This window comes from Austwickia chelonae NBRC 105200 (assembly GCF_000298175.1).
GTDB lineage: Bacteria > Actinomycetota > Actinomycetes > Actinomycetales > Dermatophilaceae > Austwickia > Austwickia chelonae.
Genome location: NZ_BAGZ01000021.1, coordinates 39,219 through 58,952, shown reverse-complemented (window position 1 = coordinate 58,952; position 19,734 = coordinate 39,219). Strand labels below are relative to the sequence as shown.

Here is a 19,734-nt window from a genome sequence, read left to right as displayed (position 1 = left end):
AGGGTGCCTTCACCGGACACATTGATCTTTATGTGAGATATATCTCTCTATAACAAGGTCTCACATAGACATGATGGTGTGGCCCACCGTACGCCGAGGGCGTCGACGACTCGCCTTCGGGTTAAGTGCTGAAGATCCGCACGGACGGCCTTCTGCCGGGTAGCCTCGAGCTTACGTATTTCACGGTATTGAAGGCGGCGTCATGGGCAGCGAGCAGACGATCGTGGCCGATCCGCTACCGGCGGACTCCGAGCTGCGACCTCCCCGGCATCGTGCCCACTCCCGGGCCCGGCACATGTGGCGGGTGAGCGCGATCCTGTCCTGGCTGATGCTGGTCGTCCCGTGGGCGGTAGCCGTCTGGCTGTTCGAGAACGTTCGCTGGTGGACGCTTCCTGCGTTGATCGCGGTGGTGGTCTGCGCGGTGGCCCATGCGGCGGTGATGCCGGAGTGGCGCTACCGGGTGCATCGTTGGGAGGCCGATGACATCGCCGTGTACACCCGGTCCGGGTGGTTGACGCAGACCTCCCGGGTGGCGCCGATCACCCGTATCCAGACGGTCGACAGCAAGTACGGGATGGTCCACCGTCTGTTCGGGCTGGGGAGTTTCACGGTGACCACGGCGAGTCTGACCGGTTCCTTGGAGATCGACGGCCTGGAGCGGCAGGTCGTGGAGGAGCTGGTGGAGCGGATGACGGTGGTGACCTCGCAGGATCCCGGTGATGCCACGTGAGTGGTGAGGTCCGCGAGGGGAAGGTGCATCGTCGGCCCGCGGTCGAGGCCGCGGTCGGCGGGTCGTCCGCAGTCGAGGCACCCGCGGTCGCCCCGGAGGCCCCGGTCGCAGACGGGCAGGACACGCCCTGGAAGCGACCCGCGATGCGGCGGATGGCTCTCCTGCCGCTCAGCAATGTGACGGACTGGCTCTTCCCGGCCCTCCCCGTGGTGTTCCTGGCCTGGTCCAAGGGCGGAGCCATGCTGTGGCTGCTGCTGGCCCTGCCCTTTCTCCTGCTCGGCCTGGGCGGCCTGTCGATCTTCTTCACCCGGTATCGCATCCACGAGGGGAAATTCCTGCTGCGAAAGGGGATCGTGAACAAGCAGATCGCGACGGTCCCCCTGGAACGGATCCGCACGATCGATGTCACCGCGCCCCTGCTCAACCAGATCCTGGGCATCGCGGACGTGTCCATCAGGACGGGCGGCGCCGCGACGACGACCTTGAAGGGCGTGAAGACGGCCCACGCCCGGGAGCTGCGGTTGACGCTGTTGGCCGGCCGGGAGAAAGCGATCGGCCAGGCGGAAACGGAGGCGGAAGCCGTCGATGATCCGGTGGTCGCCCCCGAACCGAGCCCGCCGGAGGGCACGACGTTGTGCCGGCTCGAACGGAAGTGGATCCTGCTGGCCCCATTCAGCCTGAGTGGATTCGGCGCGCTGGCCGCCGGTTATTACTTCGGGCAGAAGGTGATGGAAGAGGAGAGGCTCGCACGCTTCCTGTCGCCCTGGCTGGAATCGGCCCGGGAGGGAACACTGCGGATCGACCCGGTGGCCCTCTGGGTCGGCGGCGGGGCGGCCGTGCTGGTCCTGGCGGTCGCGCTGTCGATGCTCCTGTACGTCTTCGCCCACTGGAACTACCTGCTGGTGCGCTCCCCGGACGGCGGCCTGCACATCACCCGGGGGTTGACGACCTCCCAGGCCACGGTCATCGAGGAATCGAGGATGCGCGGGGTGGTCCTGGAGCGGCCGATGCTGCTGTCCTTGGCCCGCGGCGGGCGGGCGAAAGCGCTGGTCACCGGCGGCGCAGTGCCCGGCAAGCAGATCGAGGACGCCATGTCGGGCACGACGATGCTGGTGCCGCCGGCGCCGCTGACCGTGTCACGCCGGGTCCTCGTCGACGTACTGGGCGATCCGACGCCGTTGGAGGTCGCCGTGACCGGCCACGGCCCGGCGGCGACCCGACGCCGATGGTTCAGGGCGTTGTCGCTCCCGGCGTTGGGCGTCCCGGTTCTGGTCGTGGGATGGTGGCGGTGGGGTTGGCCGACGTGGCTGTTCGGCGTCCTGGCCGCCGTGGTGGTCTTCCAGTCGTGGGTGGCCTGGTTGCGCGCCCGACGGCTGGGCCATGCGCTCGTCCCCGGCTATCTGGTGGCCGACGAAGGGACGATGCCCTTCAACCGGACGGTGCTGCGGGTGCCCTCGATCATCGGCTGGCAGATCTCGGAGAGCTGGTTCCAACGCCGTCAAGGACTGGTCACCTTGAGCGCGCTGATGGCGAGCGGCATGGGGTCCGTCCAGGTGACGGACGTCCCCCGGGCGGAAGCGGTGCGCATCATCGCAGCGGCCACGCCGCGAACGGCAGCGGCCTATCTGACCGCTGGGACATCGTCGTCCGACACGGACGGGCCGCCCGGGCATGACGAAGCCCCGGCCGCAGCCGGGGCCCGAACACGCGATCAGTAGGTGCGTCCCTCGTCCAACCCGAGCTGGTCGACCCATAGGTCGCGCAGCTCCTCCAGGTCGCCGGACAACATGTCCCCGCAGTCCTCCGGTGGGATCTCGTCATGGACCGCGAAGTCGAAGGACTCCGCGCCATGAGCATCCCAGTCGGCCTGCATCGCCCGGTTCGGATGCAGATTGTTCGACAACTGCACCCGGTGACTGTCGAGCGCCCCCACCAGATGGTCGGTGCACCCGACGTAAGCCTTCCCCGTGCGTCGGCAGCTGATGCTGTAGACACCGGCTCTGGGGTTGAAGCCCTCGAACGCGTGTTCATTCATATGCCCCGGCATGATCCCCTCCTCGTACAGCGCCCGTCGCTCAGGCGCAGCCGGCAGAACCTTCTCAACGCTAAACCGCTCGTCTCCAGGGCTGTCGGCCACCCCCCGCAAGCGCGACGGACGGATGGTGTACACCGTCGGACGGCACACACCACGGACGATCGGTCGGGGCCCACCCCGGCAGCTGCGCAGCCAGCCTGCCACGGCGGACATCGCCGCGCGCCCAGAACGGGCGAACTCCTGGTGACCGGCGTGTCGTCGGCCCGGCACGCCCCGCCAGGAAACGGACCAAAGCGTCAAACCTCCTGACCAGTACCGATCGGAAGATGAACCCGTAGGGAAGGTTCCGTCGGCACCGGCCTGGACGCCACGACCCCGGTCAGCGGACCCCGAAGGGTTCCTCGTCGAGGACGACCTTCTCGAAAGGCACGTAGTCGATGTCGAAACCGAAACTCCGCGGACCGAACAACTCGACCCCGGCGGGGGTCTTCCACGGCTCGGGCGCCGGAAGGGCGAAGATCGCATACTCCCGGTCCGGCGCGTAATGCGGATTCGTCACCGGTTCACCGCTGGCCTCCACCACGCACAACAGGTCGGGCACCGTGACATCGACGATCCCGTCCCGCGAGGACACCAGGTACTCGTTCTTGAACCACATCTGGTAGCGCGAACCGGAATAGGCACCGACTCCGCCGAATTCGACGTGTCCCACCGTGAAACCGCCCTGGTTCTGCCAGACCAGGTCGATCACCCGTCCACGGAAACGCACCGCGCCCCCACCCACGGCAGCCAGGGCCTCCGCCACGTCCTGGCCGGACAGCCGGGCCAGGCGCATCGCCTCCCCCATCGCCAGGGCCTTGGAGATCGCCCCGGGGATGACCACGTCGCGCAGGTCGGCACCCCGGATCGGATGCGAGGCCACGCCGATCTCGTCGCCGCTGGCCACGGCCATCGCCCGGACCAGCGCCTCCGCCCGGGTGTCCCCGCCGACCTGGCTGAGCAGGGCGATATCCCCCTGGGCGGTGGCCACCGCCAGCGGCGCGATGGGCACGCCGTACATGGAGAAGGTCGAATGCTGCAGTTCGGGCACCGACCGACCGGCCGGGTCCGCGTCGACCAGGACGATGCCCAGCTCGACGGCGACATGGACGGCGTCGGCCGTGTTCTCCGCGCCGAGCTCGGTGGAGATCACACCGTGGAAATGCAGTCCCAGATAGTCCTCCAAGGCGATGAACGAGGCCAACGCATTGGTGTCACCACCGGGGGTGACGGATTTCCCGCCGGTCGCGGCCCCGGCCGCATAAGGACAGGCGATCCACTCCTCGTCGGGCAGATCCTGCAAGGAGGCCAACCGCAGCGGACGACCGCTCTCGAGATGCGGGCGGACGATCTCGAGCCCACCGGCCAGGGAACCGCCACCGCCGGTGCCCAGCACGCAGGCCCCGGTGATGAGGTCGGTGATCTCGACCGGGCCCAGCTCCCGCACCGGTTCCCGACGCGGCATCGGCCCGGTCTGTCCGCCCCGCCGGTGGCGTCCACCACCGTCGAGCGCAGGTTCGGGCGCGGCCGGAGCCGGCCAGATCCGCCCCAGGGCGAGATCGGTCAGGGCGGCTGCGACCATCCCGAAGAGGATCGGCACACCGAAGGTGACGAAATGTCCGACGGCGACCCCGACCGCCCAGGCGATCATCCCGGGGATACGGAAACCGGGGACGGCACGCCACCGTTGAGGTGAACCGCGCCCACGCAACCAGTAGTCGGCGATCATGACCCCGCACAGCGGGGTGACCACGACACCGAAGGTTTCCATGATGACGAGGAAGAGCCCCAGGACGTCGAAGCAGGCGGCGACGATCCCGATGATTCCGCAGCCGATGGTCGCCGCGGCACGGAAACTGTCGGGCAGGCCGAAGAGTTTCACGGCGTTGATCCCCGCCGAGTAGGCGTTCCCGGCGTTCGCGGCCCAGGTCGACATGACGACGGCGACGACCCCCAGGACGGGGATGCCGAGTTTGACGAAGATCCCCGCCAGATCGGGAGTCTTCGCGATCACGCCGAGAGCGGCACCGGCACACAGGGCGAGCACCCCGGCCGGGAGGATACCCACGGTCGTCGCCATCGCGACATGGCGGCGGGAACGCTGGTACCGGTTCGTGTCGGCGGCGGTGACCGCGCCGACGGCGTAACTGCCGACGACCACGGCGACCGCGGAGGCCAACGAACGGTCACCGGTGGGCACATAGCTGCGCAGGGGTTCCAACCCGTGGGAGGACAACGCGAGATAGGTGCTGTAGGTGCAGACCCCGATCATCAGGGGCACCCCGACCATGTTGAGATATTTCAACCCTTGGAAACCCAGGACCGCCGTCGACAGCATGACCAGCCCCCAGCCGACGACCGCAGCCGTGGTCGGCACGGGGATGCCCAGATGTGTGGTCAGCAGGGAGGCGAAGGTGACCCCGCAGATGTGGGCGTTGATCGCGAACCAGCCGACGGTGGACGCGGCGAGGATCGTCGAGACGATCCACCGGCTGCCCTGCTCACCGAAGGCTGATGTGGCGACCTCCACGGAGGGGACACCCAGGTCGCGTCCTTGGATGCCTTGCGGGATGGCCAGGGCGACGATGACGGCGTACCCGAGGACACCGGCGAGGACGACGTAGGTGAGCGGCAGCCCCAGGGCCAACTGGGCGCCGGTGATGAGGCTGGACACGGACACCAGGTACCCGGCCTGGATCGCGGCCACGGAGGACCAGTGTTGTCGCTGTTCGGGGGGAACACGCGCCAGCGCGATCGATTCGACAGCCTTCGACTTGGACATGTGACCACCTCGCATTCGGCGCAGTCTAGGGCGAGGTCCGTTGCGGGAGGAAGAATTTCGTTCCCTCCGGGGGTCCGGTCCACGCCCGGACCGCCTGCTCAGACCGGGTCACCGAGGTGCTCCAGAGCTTCTTCGACGATCTCCCAGAAATGCCCCCGGTCGAGTTCCAGGGCCACCTGCGTCGGACACCCCGGCGGGGCGGGCGCGCGCAGGTCGACGACGGTCATCCCCAGGGTGTGGGTGCCGGTGGTCTCGACGACGACCGGGGCGGGGACGGCGCGGACGACGTCGGGGTCGATGACGTGGACGACCGCGCACGGGTCGTGCACGGGCGGGTGGTCGAATCCGAAGACGTCCCGGTAGGTGCGGCCGAAGAAGTCGAGGAGTTCGCCGGTAAATCGGGCCGGCCCGGTGTCGAGGGCGACGATCCGGTCGTGGATGTCGGGGGTGGCCAGGGCCTGGTGGGTGACGTCGAGTCCGACCATGACGACGGGCCATCCTGCGGCGAAGACGATGGCGGCTGCTTCGGGGTCGACGACGATGTTGTACTCGGCGACGGGGCTCCAGTTGCCGACGTGCACGCCACCGCCCATGAGGACGACTTTCTTGACGCGCCGGACGATGCGGGGTTCTTTGCGGGCGGCCAGGGCGATATTGGTGAGGGCGCCGGTGGGGACCAGGGTGATGGTGCCCGGTTCGTGGGCCATGACGAGGTCGATGATCAGGTCGGCGGCGTGGCGTTCGTCGAGGACGATCCGGGGTTCGGGGAGCGTGGGTCCGTCGAGGCCGGTGTCGCCGTGGATGGTGGGGGCGTGTTCGGGTTCGCGCAGCAGCGGACGGTCGGCCCCGGCTGCGAAGGGGATGTCGGTGATCCCGGCGATGCGGGCGACGGCCAGGGCGTTCCGGGTGACCTTGTCGAGGCTCTGGTTGCCGGCGACGGTGGTGACGGCGAGCAGGTCGATCGCGGGGTGTCCGTGGGCGGTGAGGAGTGCGATGGCGTCGTCGTGGCCGGGGTCGCAGTCGAGGATGATCTTCTCCGGCATGTCCTTCGCTCCGTCGTCGGATCGGGCCCTCATCGTGGGCCACCGGGCCGGAGCCGGTCAACCGCTTGACAGTTTTGTCTGATGTGGTGGGCTAATCTGGCGAGGTGCCGAACTCTCGTCGCGTCAGTGCCGCGATGGTGGCTGCGCGCGCGGGGACGAGCGTGTCCACCGTTTCTTTGGTGGTGAACGGTAAGGCTGCCGGTCGGGTTTCCGCGGAGAAGGTCCGGCAGGTGTGGGATGCGGTCGACGAGTTGGGTTATGTGGTCGATCATGCGGCGAGTTCGTTGGCGAGTGGGCGTAGTGACCTGATTGTCCTGATCGCTCCTGATTTGTGGAATCCGTTTTTCGGTCAGGTGATCTCGGGGATCCGCAGTGTGTTGGTGGGGCGGTACCGGTTGTTGTTGGCGGTGCCGGAGCGGCGAGGGTTGCCGTCGGCGGATGATCTGCGGCGGGTGGCGGCGATTCGGCCTGCGGGTCTGCTCACCTATGCGCCGGAGCGTGGTCTGGTGGAGACGCTGGGTCAGTTTCCGTATCCGGTGGTGTTGATGGATGCGCCTGGCGTCCCGGTCGGTGCCGAGGTGGGCGGTGAGCCGGTGGATGTGGTGAATTTCGATGTGGGGCCGGGTGTCGACCAGTTGGTCGATCATCTGTGGGCTGGGGGGCATCGGACGGTGGCCTATCTGGATTCGTTCACCGGTTCGGCGACGTTCACCGTGCGTCAGGAGTTGTTCCGTCGGTCGTGTCTGCGTCGGGGGGTGCAGGTGTTGGACGAGGTCTTCCATGTCGATCTGGAGATGGAGTCGTCGGTGGCGGCGGTGCGGCAGGCTCTTCCGCGGTGGGTCGCGGCGGGTGCTTCGGCGGTGGTGGTCGCGAATGACACGATCGCTTACGGGGTGTTGGCGGCGGCGGCCGAGGTGGGGGTGCGGGTTCCGGAGGATCTGGCGGTGACGGGTTTCGACGATCTGCCGACATCGATGATCTGTGCGCCGGCGTTGACGAGTGTGAGTCTGCCGGGGCAGGGCTTGGGTGAGGCGGCGGCGCGTCTGTTGTTGGATCGGGTGGAGGGGCGTGAGTCGGGGGAGGTTCCGGTGTTGCCGGCGCGGTTGGTGGTGCGGGCGAGCAGCGGTTCCTGATCGGGGGTTCGGGGTGGGGTGTTCCGGGTGGCGGGCTGCTTGCCGGAGTTGAACGTCCGACTTGTGGGGGAAAAAGTTGGTCGGGTTCTCTTTGGAACGACTGTCCGAGGCCGACAGGGGTCTGCGGTATATCGCCCAGCTCTGGGACGGATATCTCAACTCTGCACGAAAACAGCTACTAAGCAACGAAATTCGCTAATGACCGCGGCGGAACTCAGCGACAGTGGCTATGGTCACCCTGTCGGACGAGCGTCCAGAACGCCCGGACGATCGCGTGCCGGCCAGGGGGGCGGGCACGCGGAAGGACCCGGACGGTGAAGCCCACCGGCCAGGTCTGACGCCACGGAAGGAGAGGTCTGATGACCCTTGTCGAGCTGATGTCGGCCCCTGCGGTGCCCCTGGGTCCCGCCACACCCGCACGACGCCTCACCGAACTCGCGGTCAGCGGCGGACTCGCCGTCCGGCTACGTGTCGCCGCCCACCCGAACACCGACCAGGAGACCCTCGACCTCCTGGCCCGCGACCCCGAGAGCGCCGTCCGCGACATCGCCCTGCGCAGGATCGGCCTGACCTGACCCGGTCGACGCCCCGCTACCGGACCCGGCGCCCTGTCGGCGCCGGGTCCGCGCGCCGACAGGGCCGACTCACGGTCAGAACCCAGCACCACCCCAGGCTCCCTTAAGCAGCTCACGATGTACTTCGAACAGGGAAGCCCGCCTCCTCGAAGTGCCTCCGAGAACGGCGAACCCTCGGCTTCCCGCATGCTCTCGCCCCTCGCAGATCCTCCCCCGACTCCTGCGTGGGGCGAGTTCTTTTTCCCGAGAAACACACGGACACAGCGATTCCCCGGCATCTCCAGGTGACATCCAGGGGTCTCATTACACTGAAAAAGGTCGGGCGGTCGTCCTTGACGACCGCCCGACCGTCATGTCCGACCGGTCCTCCCGTCCGTGCCTCACCGCGGGCGACGAGACCCCACCGAAACGAGCCCGACCTTGTCGACCAGACCCCTCACGTCGACCTCCATACGCCCGTGATCACCGTCCTCCTGCTCTCGCTCGCCTCCGCGACCTCGGCCGCCTGCTCCACGGTGGCCAAACACGCCAGCGCCCAACGGCCTACCCCGGAGAGCCGTTTCGCCCAGGCGTTGCCGCCACTGCTGGCGACGATGATCGCCAGTCCGCTGTGGCTGCTCGGGCTGGTCTTCGACGTGGGCGGCATCGTCCTCCAGGTGTTGGCGCTGCGCTACGGCGACATCTCGGTGGTCCAGCCGGTCCTGACCGCCTCCCTGCTGATCGCCTTGATCCTCAGCCGGTGGGTCTCCCGGATCCGCATCCGTAAGACCGAGATCGCCTGGGGTCTGTGTCTGATCACCGGGCTGGTGATCTTCCTGGCCTCGTCCGGCTCCTTCGGTTCCCACGGCGGAGAGGGGATCGGCCGGACGACACCCGGGGTCGTCCTCGCCGTGATCTCGATGATCGGCTGCGCCTGTTGCGCGGAGATCGCCCGACGTTCCACCGGTCGGTACCGGGCGCGGGCGCTGGCGGTCATCGTCGCCGTGCTGTACGTGGCCATGGCCGGCTTCATCAAGTCCAGCACCCGCATCTTCGACGTGGAGGGCCTGATGGCGATGCTGCTCTCCTGGCAGCTGTGGGGCCTGGTGATCTGCGCGGTGACCGCGATGGTCTGCCAGCAGATCGCCTACAGTGCCGCACCCCTGGCGCAGAGCCAACCGGTCGTCGCCGCACTCGACCCGCTCTTCGCGGTGCTCCTGGGCGTGGTCGTCTACGGAGAGATGCTGCGTTACGGGCCGATGGACCTGCTCGCCGAGGCCGTCGGTCTGGCCCTGCTGCTCTCCGGGGTGGTGGGGATCAGCCGGATCTCCGCCGAGCAGGAAGACCCGCAGCCGGAAACGGTGACGCTCGCGTCGAGATGAACGGCCGACGCGGGTCGAGCGGCTATCCTGAGCCGATAGGGGCAGGTCAGCTCCCCGCTGGCCGACGCCCGGGGCTGCAGACATCCCGTGACGGAGGTCGGCCGGTGGTCCACGCCGAGTTCAGCGACCAGCAGCACGAGAACAAAGCCGCCTGCCTGAAAGCAGCCTTCTGGATGTACCTGGTGGCCGCGGTGATGCTGACCCTGTTGGGGATCCAGTCGCACCGGTCGGGCAAGTCCTATCCGGGCGCCGTCTACCTTCCGATGGCCTCCTACACCCTGGTCACCTTCCAGTTGATCGGTCGGGCCCGTAAAGGCCAGATGTGGCCGCTCTCGGAGCCGCCCGAGTACGCCCCGATCTACCTCTGGTCGGCGGCGCCGTCCTTCGGTCTGATCTGGTTGCTGACCAGCGTCCCGAATCTGCCTTCCTGGGTGGTGCTGCTGGCGGCGCTCCTCCCGTTCGGGTTGATCCAGTGTCTCTTCGTCGACATCGGTTTCCCCGGTTGGCAGTGGACGCGCAGACGGTCCGGCGAACAGGGCGGCTGATCCTCGGGGCCGACGCCGGTGGGCACCCCCGACAGGCGTAACTTAGGCATACCTAAGTAGATGGGTGCGCGGTTCGACGACCTGCCCGAACCGACCCGACCACCCATGCCCTGAACCACCCACCACCCCACCGAGGCGAAAGACCTGCCATGCCCGCACCCTCACCCCTCACCCAGTCCTCCACCCACCTCGGCCTGACCGACGCACTCCCCGTCGTCACCGCCTCGACCACCTCCCGGGTCGTCCTCGACAACGAAAAACTCCGCGTCGTCAACTTCACCTTCGACGCCGGACAGGAACTCACCGAACACAGCACGCCACGCGCCGTCGTCTGCCATCTCACCGCAGGCCGGATGCACTTCACCGTCGACGGCACCACACACCTGCTCGACAGCGGCGACATGATCTACCTCGCCCCCGACGCGCCCCACGCCCTCACCGCAGAAACCCCCTGCCGTCTCACCCTGACCATGGTCGACGTCGACCGGCCGAGGACCGCCACCGATGAGTGACCGAACCGGACCGGCCCACCCCACCACCGACACCGGCACCGGCACCGGCATCACACGGTCGGGGGAGAACACCCGCCCCGGCACCGCCGAAAAACACATGCAGGGCCACTGGCTCCTCGCCCACCTCGGCAAGAAGGTCCTCCGCCCCGGCGGACTCGGCCTGACCCGACAGCTCCTCCACGCCGCCGCACCCACGACGACCGACCACATCGTCGAATTCGGACCCGGCGTCGGCAAGACCGCCACCATCCTGCTCGCCGCGAAACCCGCCTCCTACGTAGCCGTCGACCCGAACCCGCAAGGCCAGGAAGCGCTCCGCAAGATCCTCGACCGCCACCCCCGGGCACGACTCCAGATCAGCGACGCCGCACACAGCGAACTCCCCGACGGCTGCGCCGACCTCGTCGTCGGCGAAGCCATGCTCTCCATGCAGAACGAAAAAGAGAAGGACGCCATCGTCAGCGAGGCCGTCCGACTGCTCGCCCCCGGCGGCCGATACGCCGTCCACGAACTCCTCCGAGAGATCCCCGCCGACACCGACCCCCCGACGAGCGGCCCCGGCGACCCCGTCAGCAAGGAGATCTCCCGCACCATCAAGGTCGGCGCCCGACCGTTGACCGTCGCAGGCTGGCACGAACTACTCACCCGCCACGGCCTCGAGATCACCTGGACCGGACAGGCACCCATGCGGCTGCTCGAACCCAGCCGGATCGTCGCCGACGAAGGCGTCCTCGGCGCAAGCCGTTTCCTGATCAACCTGGCCCGCAACAAACCCGCCCGGGAACGCGTCCAAGCCATGCGAGCCAGCTTCCGCGCCCACGCCGACAGCCTCGGCGCCATCGCCGTCGTCGCCCGCAAACCCCGATGAACAACAGGATGTGGCCCGGCCACCCGGACCGGGCCACACACCACTCACGAAAATCGCACCTCAGTGCACATCGGACAACACCGCGGAGGCCACCTCCCGCGGATGCTTCTCCGGGAGCCAATGATCGGCGTCCAACTCCACGAAACGATAAGGGGCGTCGACATGCCGGGCCGTCCGATAGGCCGCCGCCCGGCCCAAATAGGCATCCTGTCGGCCCCACACATAGGTCGTCGGCACCCGCACCGGCCCCAACACCGGAGCCACGTCCGGAGCCGGACGGGCCCACCGGCCCCGATACCAGGACAGACCGCCCCGCCAACCCTCCTCGGTGAGCAGACGAGCACGATAGGCCTGCTCCTGCTCCGCCGGCAGACCGAAGCCCGACAGGCCACGCCGACGCACCCTCGCGGCCAACACCCGCTCCGGGATCACCGGAACCTGCACCGCCGCCATGTACCAGCTCCGCAACGCCTGCGTGGAATGACGCATCGCCCACGCCAACGCCGCCGGATGCGGCGTGGACAGCACCGTCAACCGGGACACCCGACCCGGATGCCTGGTCGCCAACTCCCAGGCCAACGCCCCACCCCAGTCATGACCGACCACGTGAGCCCGATCCACGCCCGCCTGATCCAGGAGCGCCAACACGTCCTCGGCCAACACCTCCAGGCGATAGGCCGAACGAGAAGTCGGGCGAGCGCCCGGAGAATAACCGCGCAGATCAGGAGCCAACACCCGGAAACCTCCCTCGACGAGAAGCGGCGTCACCCCCGTCCAGGCGTGAGAATCCTGAGGAAAACCGTGCAGGAGCACCGCCGTCCGAGCCGCACCCGGCGCGCCCGCCGTGCCGTCCACGTCCCCGGCACTGTCCCTGACATCGAAGACCAAACCGTCCCTTGTGAACTGCCTCATGAGGACACTCAACCAAGTTCCGGGCGCGGCCGGTCGACGAACCCCCGGAAAAGAGACAGGAAGCCCGCCGCCGACACAGCTCACCGCCGGGCGACACCCGCCCACGTCAACCGACGCCACAGCTCCTCCAACGGGCCCTGCGACCGCCAGGACAACCAGGCCGTACTCCACGCCCACTGCACCACCAGCGTGGCAGCACACGCCCACATCGCGGCGTACCAGACATCGGAGCCGCGGCCCGCCAGACCCAACGGCTCGAGCAACGCCGCGAAGGCGAAGATCGACACACTCGCCGTGAGGTAGTTCGTCAACGCCATCCGCCCCAACGGAGCGAAAACCACCGACAACACCCGACGCACCACCGGCAGACCCATCGCCGCGATCACCGCCGAGGCGTAACACACCGCCATCAGACCGCCCGCGACATGGGACGCCGTGGAAAACCCGGCGTTGACCGGGTCGAGCAGCTGCCAACGCGCCATCGTCACCGCGAACGGGAAGGTCACGAAGAACACCAACCCGCCGATCCACGGGCGACGCTCCAACACCTGGGGCACCCCGTACAAGGACATCGCGAAACCGAGCAGGAAGAGCCCGGGGATCGCAGCAGCCCCGCCGAAGAAGACCCCCGCCGGCGCGAGCACCGCAGCCGCGACCAGCACCAGCCACCGCGGACACCACGTACTGGGCAGCAGCACGACCAGCGCCGTGACGGCGTAGAAGAGCAGAGCCTCACCCGGCTGCAGGAACTGATGCGCGCACCCGAGAACACCCAGCACGCCGATGCGCTGCACCAACGCCCGACGTGGCCGCGCCGTCCTCGCCCGGGCGCTCAACCACATCAACCCGAAACCCAACCCGAACAACCAGCAGAAGAGCGGAAAGAACCGTTCCTGCACCCACAGGGCCAGGAAATCACGCAAAGGCACCGGAAGGTTCCCGATCTCCTCCGCGCCCCGCCACATCAACACCCGGGCATTGACGAAGATGATCCCGCACAGGGCGACCCCCCGCAGCACGTCCATCCACGCCATGCGGGCCCCGCGCCCGCCGTCCTCGGAGCGGACCGGCCCACCGGCACCTGCCATCTCCGCCGGCGTCACCACCCGCTCACCGACCACGTCGTCCCCCGACACCGGACCGGTGACTTCCCGGCCGGACATACGCATTGCTGTCATGTCCTCAGCGTCGCCGGAGAACAACCCGGCGCGCTCCGGCCGAAGGAACGATCCTGCGCGGCACCCATCGGCCGAACGGACGACCCGCGCGCCGTCACCCGGAAGCGCGCCGTCACATCGGCCGGATCGCCACCCCCGACTCCCACATGCGCGCCGCGATCTCCACCCGGTTCCGCGCACCCAACTTCGCCTGGATGCTGCCCAGATGGGTCTTCACCGTGCTCAACGAAATGACCAGCTCCGCCTGGATCTCCGCATTGGTCGCACCCCGCGCCACCAGCCGGGCGACCTCCCGCTCCCGCTCACTGAGCGACGCCACCGCCTGCACCACCTCCGGCGGAGCCTGAACCCCGGCACCCCGGGTCCGCTCCAACAGAGGCACCAACAACTTCGGCGAGATCAACGACTCCCCCGACGCCGCCGAACGGACCGCCGCCACCAACAACTCCGGACCGGCGTCCTTCAACAGGAAACCCTGCGCGCCGTACGCCAACGCCCGATCCACGTAATCGGTGTCCTCGAAAGTCGTCACCATCACCACCGCCGTCCGCTCCGACACCAGACGGCACACCTCCAAACCGTCCAGGCGCGGCATCCGGATGTCCAACAGGGCCACCTCCGGACGGAGACGCCGGATCGCCTCCACCGCCGCCACACCGTCGGCGCACTGCGCCACCACCTCGACCCCCTCGGCCCGGTCGAGGATCAGACCGAAACCGATCCGGACCATCTCCTGGTCGTCGGCCAACACCACACGGATCGTCACATCACACCCCACTGCTCCCGCCCGGACCGGACAGCCTGCGCCACCACTCCGGGATCTCACCGTCAGGAACCGCCCCCGAGGACGGCCCCGCACCACCCGTCGGCGCCGACCCGTCAGCCGGCACCACCCCGCCCAGCGGCAACTGGGCGACGACCACCCACCCCCCGTTCCCGTCCGCCCCCGCCTCGAAGCGTCCCCCCAACACCCGGCAGCGTTCCGCCAAGGTCAACAGGCCGCTCCCGTTGCCCTCCCCGGCACCCGCCGCCCGGTCCTCGGCCCGCACCTCACCGTTCGACGACCGGCTCCCCGCGTCGGCGACCCGCACCTGCACCATGTCGCCGGGCAGTTCACCGGCCCTCCCCCCGCCCCCGCGCACCCGGCGGACCTCCACCGTCACCCGCCGGGTGTCCGCCGCGTGCCGGCGCACATTCGTCAACGACTCCACCACCACCCGATGCGCGGTCAACAACACCGGCGCCGGACATCCGGCCACCGCCTCGTCGTCCACCCGGTCCTCCACCCGCGCCCGCATCGTCGCCGCGAAAGCCGCCACCGACTCGTGGAATTCCGACGGTCCTTGCGGTGCCGGGCTCAGAGCGGGCGCGCCGGGTTCACGCAAGGCCGCCACCATCGCCCGGATCTCGGTCAACGCCCTCGACCCGGCCGCCTCGATCGCCCCGAACATGCGCGCGTCCGCACCGGTCGACCCCGCACCCGCCGCCTGCGCCAACACCACGATCCCCGTGATCTCGTGAGCCACCACGTCGTGCAGTTCACCGGCCATCTCCTGGCGCATCCGCGACAACGCCGTCTGACGGGCCATCTCCACCCGCAAGGCCGTACTGCGCGCCTGCAGGCCGATCGCCGCCGCGACCACCGAGGACAAGGCCACCATCATCACGGCGGGCAGAACTGCAGAATCCCCCCAGAAACCGATCGCCACCGCGACCACCGACAGCGCACCGGAGGCCACCGCGACCGCCGTCTGCGCCCGCGGCGCCCCCGGCCCGTCGATCCGCGCGCACAACATGCCGGTGAGCACCACCGCCACCCAGTCGGTGGTCGGCAGCCATCGCACGAGCCCGCCCAGGAAAGCAGTGAGCACCACCGCGAACGCCATGCCGCCCACGGTGGCCACGACAGGTCGGTCGGTCGGGCGCATCGCAGGCCGGTCGTAGAGCTGGCGGATGAGCATGGCCCCCGCGAAGGCGCCGGCCAGGTCGAGCAGGATCGTCGTGATCTGGTGGTGGGTGGTCAGGGTGAGCAGGAAAGCTTGGGCTGCGGGGATCGCGGTGACGGCGAAGAGGACTTTCCTCACAAGGCTCGAGTGTAGGGGTGCTTCGGCACGCTCTACCCGAACCGGATGTTCAGGGCATGAGTCGGTAGCCCTGGCCGGGTTCGGTGATCAGGTGCACAGGGGTCGACGGTTCCGGTTCGAGCTTGCGGCGCAGCTGATTCGCGAAGACCCGCAGATAGTTCGACTCGCGTCGGTAGGTCGGCCCCCAGACCTCGGCGAGCAGTTCGGCCTGTGTCACCAGGTGGCCCGGTTCGCGGGCCAGGACGGCCACGATCCGCCACTCGGTGGGTGTCAACCGGATCGGGGTTCCTGCCGCGTCGGCTGCTCGACGTTCCGCGAAGTCCAGGACGAAGTCCGCGCAGGTGAAGGCAGGTTGGCCGGCGAGGGTCTCGGGGTGGGCGCGGCGCAGCGCCGACCTGATCCGAGCCATCAGTTCGTCCATCCCGAAGGGTTTCGTGACGAAGTCGTCCGCGCCGAGGTCGAGGGCTTCCACCTTGTCGTCCGATTCGTGGCGGGCGGAGAGCACCACCACGGGGACGGTGCTGCGGCGGCGCAGCCAGGCCAGGACCTCGATCCCGTCGCGGTCGGGGAGCCCCAGGTCGAGGATCACCAGGTCGGGTTGGTCCTCCGCGATGGCCTGCATGGCGCTGCGTCCGTCCCCGACGATCTGCGGTTCGTACCCGCGGGCCCGCAGGTTGATCCGCAGGGTGCGGGCGATGGCCGGTTCGTCGTCGACGACGAGGATGCGGGTCATCGTGGTGTCCGTCCGGGCGCGCCGGCGGGGACGTCCTCGCCGGGGACGTCCGCGGAGCCGGCGGCGGGCCCTGTGCCCTCGGGTTCGGGCCCCACTCGCAGGGGTTCGCCGGGCAGGTCGACCGTCATGGTGAGCCCGCCTCCGGGGGTGTCGTCGGCGGTCACCGACGCGTCCATGCTTTCGGCCAGCCCGCGGGCCACGGCCAGCCCGAGTCCGACGCCGTCGCCGGCGGGGACGTCCCCTTGTCTGCGGAAGGGTTGGAAGATCCGGTCGTATTCGCTGCGCGGCACGCCCGGCCCGTTGTCGATCACCCTCACCTGGGTGCGTCCACCGACCCGGGCCACGTTAACCACCACCTGGGAATCTCGCGGGGCATGGCGCAGTGCATTCTCCACCAGGTTCGCCACCACCCGGTCGAGCAGGCCGGGGTCGGCGTAGGCCAGGCACTCCCCTTGTTCCCACAGGGACACCCGTTCCGGCGTGGAGGACTCCTGTGTCGTGGCCCGTACCGCGGCGACGACGTCGAAGACGACCCGGTGCGGGCGCATCGCCCCGGTCTCCAGGCGGGACAGGTCGAGCAGGTTCCCCACCAGTGCGTCCAACCGGTCCGTGGACTCCTCGATGGCCGCCAACAGTTCCGCCTCGTCCTCGTCGCTGAAGACGACCTCGTCGCTGCGCAGACTCGACACCGCCGCCTTCACCGCGGCCAGCGGGGTGCGCAGGTCGTGCGAGACGGCGGAGAGCAGGGCCTGCCGGGCGCGGTTGTCCTGGGCCAGGGAGCTCGCCGCGGCTTCCTCCGCCCGTAGCCGCTGCCGGGTCAGCACCGCGGCGGCATTGGCGGCATAGGCGGTCACCAAGGACTGGTCCTGGGCGCGTAGTTCCCGCCCCGACAGGACCAGGGTCGTCTCGTCGTCGATCTGTTCACGGACGGACGCTCCGGTCACGTCGTCGACGGTGAACCCGCCCACGGCTGCCAGCAGACGCGGCCGACCGGTTTCCTCGACGGAGGGCCCTGCCGGGGTGCGCACCACCGCGCCGGAGGTCATCCCGAAGATGTCCAGACATTCCTGCAGGAGCAACGGCAGGGGTTCGGTCGAGGACAGCATGGCGTGGGTGACCCGGGTCAGCCCGGCGGCTTCACGTTGGGCGGCTGCCGCTTCTGCGGCCCGACGGGCACTGTGGTGCACCACCGAGGCCACCGCCGCCGACACCAGCAGGTAGACCACCAGCAGAATCATGTTCACCGGCTCGGCCACGGTGAAGGTGTGCAGGGGCGGGGTGAAGAACCAGTTGAGCATCAGGGCGCCCAGCACCGAGCAGAGCAGGGCCGGGCCGAGTCCGCCCAGCAGAGCGACGCCGACCGCGACAGCCAGGTACAACATCACGTCCAGGGGCAGCTGGTGGTATCCCTGGGCCGCCACGAGGATCCCGGTCAGCGCGGCCGGGCCGGCCAGTGCGGACGCCCATCCCAGACGTACCCGGGCCCGGCCCAACCCGACCCTGCTCCGTCGACCTGCGCCGCCACCGGCGGCGACCCGCGCGTGAGTGACCAGGTGCACGTCGATATCCCCGGAACCGGCGACGACCTGATCCCCGACGCCCTCGGAGAACAGGCGGGCCCACCGGCTGCGGCTGCTCGCGCCCAGGACGATCTGGCTGGCGTTCACCCGCCGGGCGAAGGCCAGGATCGCTTCGGCGATGTCGTCGCCGGCGACCGTGTGGAACTGTCCGCCGAGCTCCTGGGTGAGGGTGTGCCGGGCGGTGACCGTCGATGTCTCCGAGCCGATCAGGCCGTCGCTGCGCCGGACGTAGACCGCGGTCAGTTCACCGCCGGCACCTCGGGAGGCGATCCGGGCCCCTCGACGCAGGACGGATTCGCCTTCCGGTCCGGCGGTCACCGCGACCACGACCCGTTCCCTGGCCGGCCAGGACGAACGGATCTCGTGGTCGGCCCGGTAGCTCTCCAAGCGTTCGTCGACCCGGTCGGCCAGCCACAGCAGGGCCAGTTCCCTGAGCGCGGCGAGATTTCCCGGCCGGAAATAGCTCGCCAGGGCGGCGTCGACCTTCTCCGCCTTGTACACATTCCCGTGGGCCATGCGCCGCCGTAAGGACTCCGGGGACATGTCGACCAGTTCGATCTGGTCGGCGCCCCGGACCACCCCGTCGGGCACCGTCTCCCGTTGGCGGACGCCGGTGATCGCGAAGACGGCGTCGTTCAGCGACTCCAGGTGCTGGATGTTCACCGTGGAGACCACGTCGATCCCGGCGGCCAACAGGACCTCGATGTCCTCATAACGTCGTCGACGCGCCGAACCGGGCACATTGCTGTGGGCGAGCTCGTCGACCAGGACGACCTGAGGGGATCTGGCGAGCACGGCGTCGGTGTCCAACTCGGTGAACTCCACTCCCCGGTAGGTCGTGACCCGTCGGGGAATCGTCTCCAGGCCTGATGCGGCCCTGGCCGTGTAGGCGCGGTCGTGGGTCTCCACGAAGCCGACGACGACGTCGGCGCCCCGCTCGGCCCGTCGATGCCCTTCGCCGAGCATCGCCACGGTCTTCCCCACTCCGGGCGCCGCGCCCAGATAGATCCTCAGGGTCCCTCGTCGCATCTTCCGATTCTCACCCGACATGCCGAGGCACCTGCGCCACAGCGACGTTCAGTTCGAGGACGTTCACCCGAGGCTGGCCGAGAAAACCCAGAGAACGCCCCCGCACATGCTGCTCGACCAGATCACGCACCACACCCACCGGCAATCCGCGCGCCGCAGCGACCCGAGGCGCCTGCCAACGCGCATACTCCGGGCTGATCTGCGGGTCCAGACCGGAGGCGCTCGCGGTGAGCGCGTCGGCGGGGATCTCCTCGGGGGCGTCCGGGTTGTCCCGGCGGAGTTCCTGGGCGCGCTGTCGGACGATCGCGCGGTGTTCGTCCGACACCGGTGAGAGGTTGCTCCCGCCGGAGTTCTCCCCGGAACGTCCCGGGTGCGAGGGTCGCGGCTGGAACCAGTCGGCGCCGGGGCTGTCCTGGCCGAGCAGTGCGCTGCCGACGACCCGTCCCTGGTGGACGACCTGTTGTCCGTCCGCCCGGTCGGGCACCACTGTCCGGGCGACGGCGGTGATCGCCAGCGGATAGGCCACCCCGAGGAGCACTGTGCAGCACAGGAGCATCCGCAGCGCGGCACCCCACTGTCGTGACATTCCACGCAT

General features: G+C 69.0%; 18 protein-coding genes. 8 read left to right on the top strand and 10 right to left on the bottom strand.

Annotated elements, in window-relative coordinates; genetic code table 11:
• The first annotated feature begins 202 nt into the window (after positions 1-202).
• Together AUCHE_RS14025 and AUCHE_RS14015 are read left to right on the top strand one after the other, a co-directional pair.
• A complete protein-coding gene (locus tag AUCHE_RS14025; protein ID WP_006503982.1) occupies positions 203-730 on the top strand; it encodes a PH domain-containing protein in 528 nt (175 codons plus the stop codon).
• On the top strand, positions 727-2,448 hold the full coding sequence (locus AUCHE_RS14015; protein ID WP_006503981.1) for a PH domain-containing protein: 1,722 nt from the start codon (positions 727-729) through the stop codon (positions 2,446-2,448). The genes AUCHE_RS14025 and AUCHE_RS14015 overlap by 4 nt, the downstream gene beginning before the upstream one ends.
• On the opposite strand, the gene AUCHE_RS14010 is transcribed toward AUCHE_RS14015, so the two are convergent.
• From AUCHE_RS14010 to uriH, 3 genes are all read right to left on the bottom strand, one after another.
• Positions 2,442-2,765 carry a GIY-YIG nuclease family protein gene (locus tag AUCHE_RS14010; RefSeq protein ID WP_040322679.1) on the bottom strand — a complete coding sequence of 108 codons (324 nt, stop codon included), beginning with the start codon at positions 2,763-2,765 and terminating at the stop codon, positions 2,442-2,444. The two genes, AUCHE_RS14015 and AUCHE_RS14010, sit on opposite strands and share 7 nt — an antisense overlap.
• A 379-nt stretch (positions 2,766-3,144) precedes the next feature.
• The gene (locus AUCHE_RS16390) at positions 3,145-5,586 is read right to left on the bottom strand and encodes an S-methyl thiohydantoin desulfurase domain-containing protein (RefSeq protein ID WP_006503979.1); all 2,442 of its coding nucleotides are present in this window, start codon (positions 5,584-5,586) and stop codon (positions 3,145-3,147) included.
• A gap of 98 nt (positions 5,587-5,684) precedes the next feature.
• Complete coding sequence (gene uriH / locus AUCHE_RS14000; protein WP_006503978.1) at positions 5,685-6,629, bottom strand: uridine-preferring nucleoside hydrolase UriH; 945 nt, start codon at positions 6,627-6,629, stop codon at positions 5,685-5,687.
• 104 nt (positions 6,630-6,733) lie between these two features.
• On the opposite strand from uriH, the gene AUCHE_RS13995 reads away from it, so the two are divergent.
• The 6 genes from AUCHE_RS13995 to AUCHE_RS13970 all read left to right on the top strand — a co-directional run bounded on the left by AUCHE_RS13995 (position 6,734) and on the right by AUCHE_RS13970 (position 11,623).
• Positions 6,734-7,762 (top strand): LacI family DNA-binding transcriptional regulator, encoded by a 1,029-nt coding sequence (locus AUCHE_RS13995; RefSeq protein ID WP_040322678.1) that lies wholly within the window; start codon positions 6,734-6,736, stop codon positions 7,760-7,762.
• 359 nt (positions 7,763-8,121) lie between these two features.
• The gene (locus tag AUCHE_RS13990; protein WP_006503976.1) at positions 8,122-8,337 is read left to right on the top strand and encodes a hypothetical protein; all 216 of its coding nucleotides are present in this window, start codon (positions 8,122-8,124) and stop codon (positions 8,335-8,337) included.
• Positions 8,338-8,795: 458 nt separating this feature from the next.
• On the top strand, positions 8,796-9,698 hold the full coding sequence (locus tag AUCHE_RS13985) for a DMT family transporter (RefSeq protein ID WP_006503975.1): 903 nt from the start codon (positions 8,796-8,798) through the stop codon (positions 9,696-9,698).
• 104 nt (positions 9,699-9,802) lie between these two features.
• Positions 9,803-10,243 carry a hypothetical protein gene (locus AUCHE_RS13980; RefSeq protein ID WP_006503974.1) on the top strand — a complete coding sequence of 147 codons (441 nt, stop codon included), beginning with the start codon at positions 9,803-9,805 and terminating at the stop codon, positions 10,241-10,243.
• A 149-nt stretch (positions 10,244-10,392) separates the two neighbouring features.
• Complete coding sequence (locus AUCHE_RS13975; RefSeq protein WP_006503973.1) at positions 10,393-10,755, top strand: cupin domain-containing protein; 363 nt, start codon at positions 10,393-10,395, stop codon at positions 10,753-10,755.
• Positions 10,748-11,623 carry a class I SAM-dependent methyltransferase gene (locus tag AUCHE_RS13970; protein ID WP_006503972.1) on the top strand — a complete coding sequence of 292 codons (876 nt, stop codon included), beginning with the start codon at positions 10,748-10,750 and terminating at the stop codon, positions 11,621-11,623. Before AUCHE_RS13975 ends, AUCHE_RS13970 begins: the two co-directional genes overlap by 8 nt.
• 60 nt (positions 11,624-11,683) lie before the next feature.
• Here the strand turns inward: AUCHE_RS13970 and AUCHE_RS13965 are convergent, their stop codons facing one another.
• The 7 genes from AUCHE_RS13965 to kdpC all read right to left on the bottom strand — a co-directional run bounded on the left by AUCHE_RS13965 (position 11,684) and on the right by kdpC (position 19,734).
• Entirely contained in the window at positions 11,684-12,535 is an 852-nt protein-coding gene (locus AUCHE_RS13965) for an alpha/beta fold hydrolase (protein ID WP_006503971.1), read from the bottom strand.
• A gap of 80 nt (positions 12,536-12,615) precedes the next feature.
• A complete protein-coding gene (locus AUCHE_RS13960; RefSeq protein WP_143115210.1) occupies positions 12,616-13,713 on the bottom strand; it encodes a DUF418 domain-containing protein in 1,098 nt (365 codons plus the stop codon).
• 112 nt (positions 13,714-13,825) lie between these two features.
• Positions 13,826-14,479 carry a response regulator transcription factor gene (locus AUCHE_RS13955; RefSeq protein WP_006503969.1) on the bottom strand — a complete coding sequence of 218 codons (654 nt, stop codon included), beginning with the start codon at positions 14,477-14,479 and terminating at the stop codon, positions 13,826-13,828.
• Position 14,480: 1 nt separating this feature from the next.
• Positions 14,481-15,797, bottom strand: coding sequence for a sensor histidine kinase (locus tag AUCHE_RS15925; RefSeq protein WP_006503968.1), 1,317 nt, complete (start codon positions 15,795-15,797; stop codon positions 14,481-14,483).
• Positions 15,798-15,846: 49 nt separating this feature from the next.
• On the bottom strand, positions 15,847-16,530 hold the full coding sequence (locus AUCHE_RS13945; protein WP_006503967.1) for a response regulator transcription factor: 684 nt from the start codon (positions 16,528-16,530) through the stop codon (positions 15,847-15,849).
• Positions 16,527-19,139, bottom strand: a complete 2,613-nt coding sequence (locus AUCHE_RS13940) for a sensor histidine kinase (protein ID WP_006503966.1) — start codon at positions 19,137-19,139, stop codon at positions 16,527-16,529. The genes AUCHE_RS13945 and AUCHE_RS13940 overlap by 4 nt, the downstream gene beginning before the upstream one ends.
• A gap of 10 nt (positions 19,140-19,149) precedes the next feature.
• A complete protein-coding gene (gene kdpC, locus AUCHE_RS13935) occupies positions 19,150-19,734 on the bottom strand; it encodes a potassium-transporting ATPase subunit KdpC (RefSeq protein WP_006503965.1) in 585 nt (194 codons plus the stop codon).

Coding starts and splice junctions, on each gene's coding strand:
- AUCHE_RS14025 (WP_006503982.1), top strand. CDS start 203: ATGGGCAGCGAGCAGACGATCGTGGCCGATCCGCTACCGGCGGACTCC.
- AUCHE_RS14010 (WP_040322679.1), bottom strand. CDS start 2,765: ATGAATGAACACGCGTTCGAGGGCTTCAACCCCAGAGCCGGTGTCTAC.
- AUCHE_RS16390 (WP_006503979.1), bottom strand. CDS start 5,586: ATGTCCAAGTCGAAGGCTGTCGAATCGATCGCGCTGGCGCGTGTTCCC.
- uriH (WP_006503978.1), bottom strand. CDS start 6,629: ATGCCGGAGAAGATCATCCTCGACTGCGACCCCGGCCACGACGACGCC.
- AUCHE_RS13990 (WP_006503976.1), top strand. CDS start 8,122: ATGACCCTTGTCGAGCTGATGTCGGCCCCTGCGGTGCCCCTGGGTCCC.
- AUCHE_RS13975 (WP_006503973.1), top strand. CDS start 10,393: ATGCCCGCACCCTCACCCCTCACCCAGTCCTCCACCCACCTCGGCCTG.
- AUCHE_RS13970 (WP_006503972.1), top strand. CDS start 10,748: ATGAGTGACCGAACCGGACCGGCCCACCCCACCACCGACACCGGCACC.
- AUCHE_RS13965 (WP_006503971.1), bottom strand. CDS start 12,535: ATGAGGCAGTTCACAAGGGACGGTTTGGTCTTCGATGTCAGGGACAGT.
- AUCHE_RS13960 (WP_143115210.1), bottom strand. CDS start 13,713: ATGACAGCAATGCGTATGTCCGGCCGGGAAGTCACCGGTCCGGTGTCG.
- AUCHE_RS13945 (WP_006503967.1), bottom strand. CDS start 16,530: ATGACCCGCATCCTCGTCGTCGACGACGAACCGGCCATCGCCCGCACC.
- AUCHE_RS13940 (WP_006503966.1), bottom strand. CDS start 19,139: ATGCGACGAGGGACCCTGAGGATCTATCTGGGCGCGGCGCCCGGAGTG.
- kdpC (WP_006503965.1), bottom strand. CDS start 19,734: ATGCGTGGAATGTCACGACAGTGGGGTGCCGCGCTGCGGATGCTCCTG.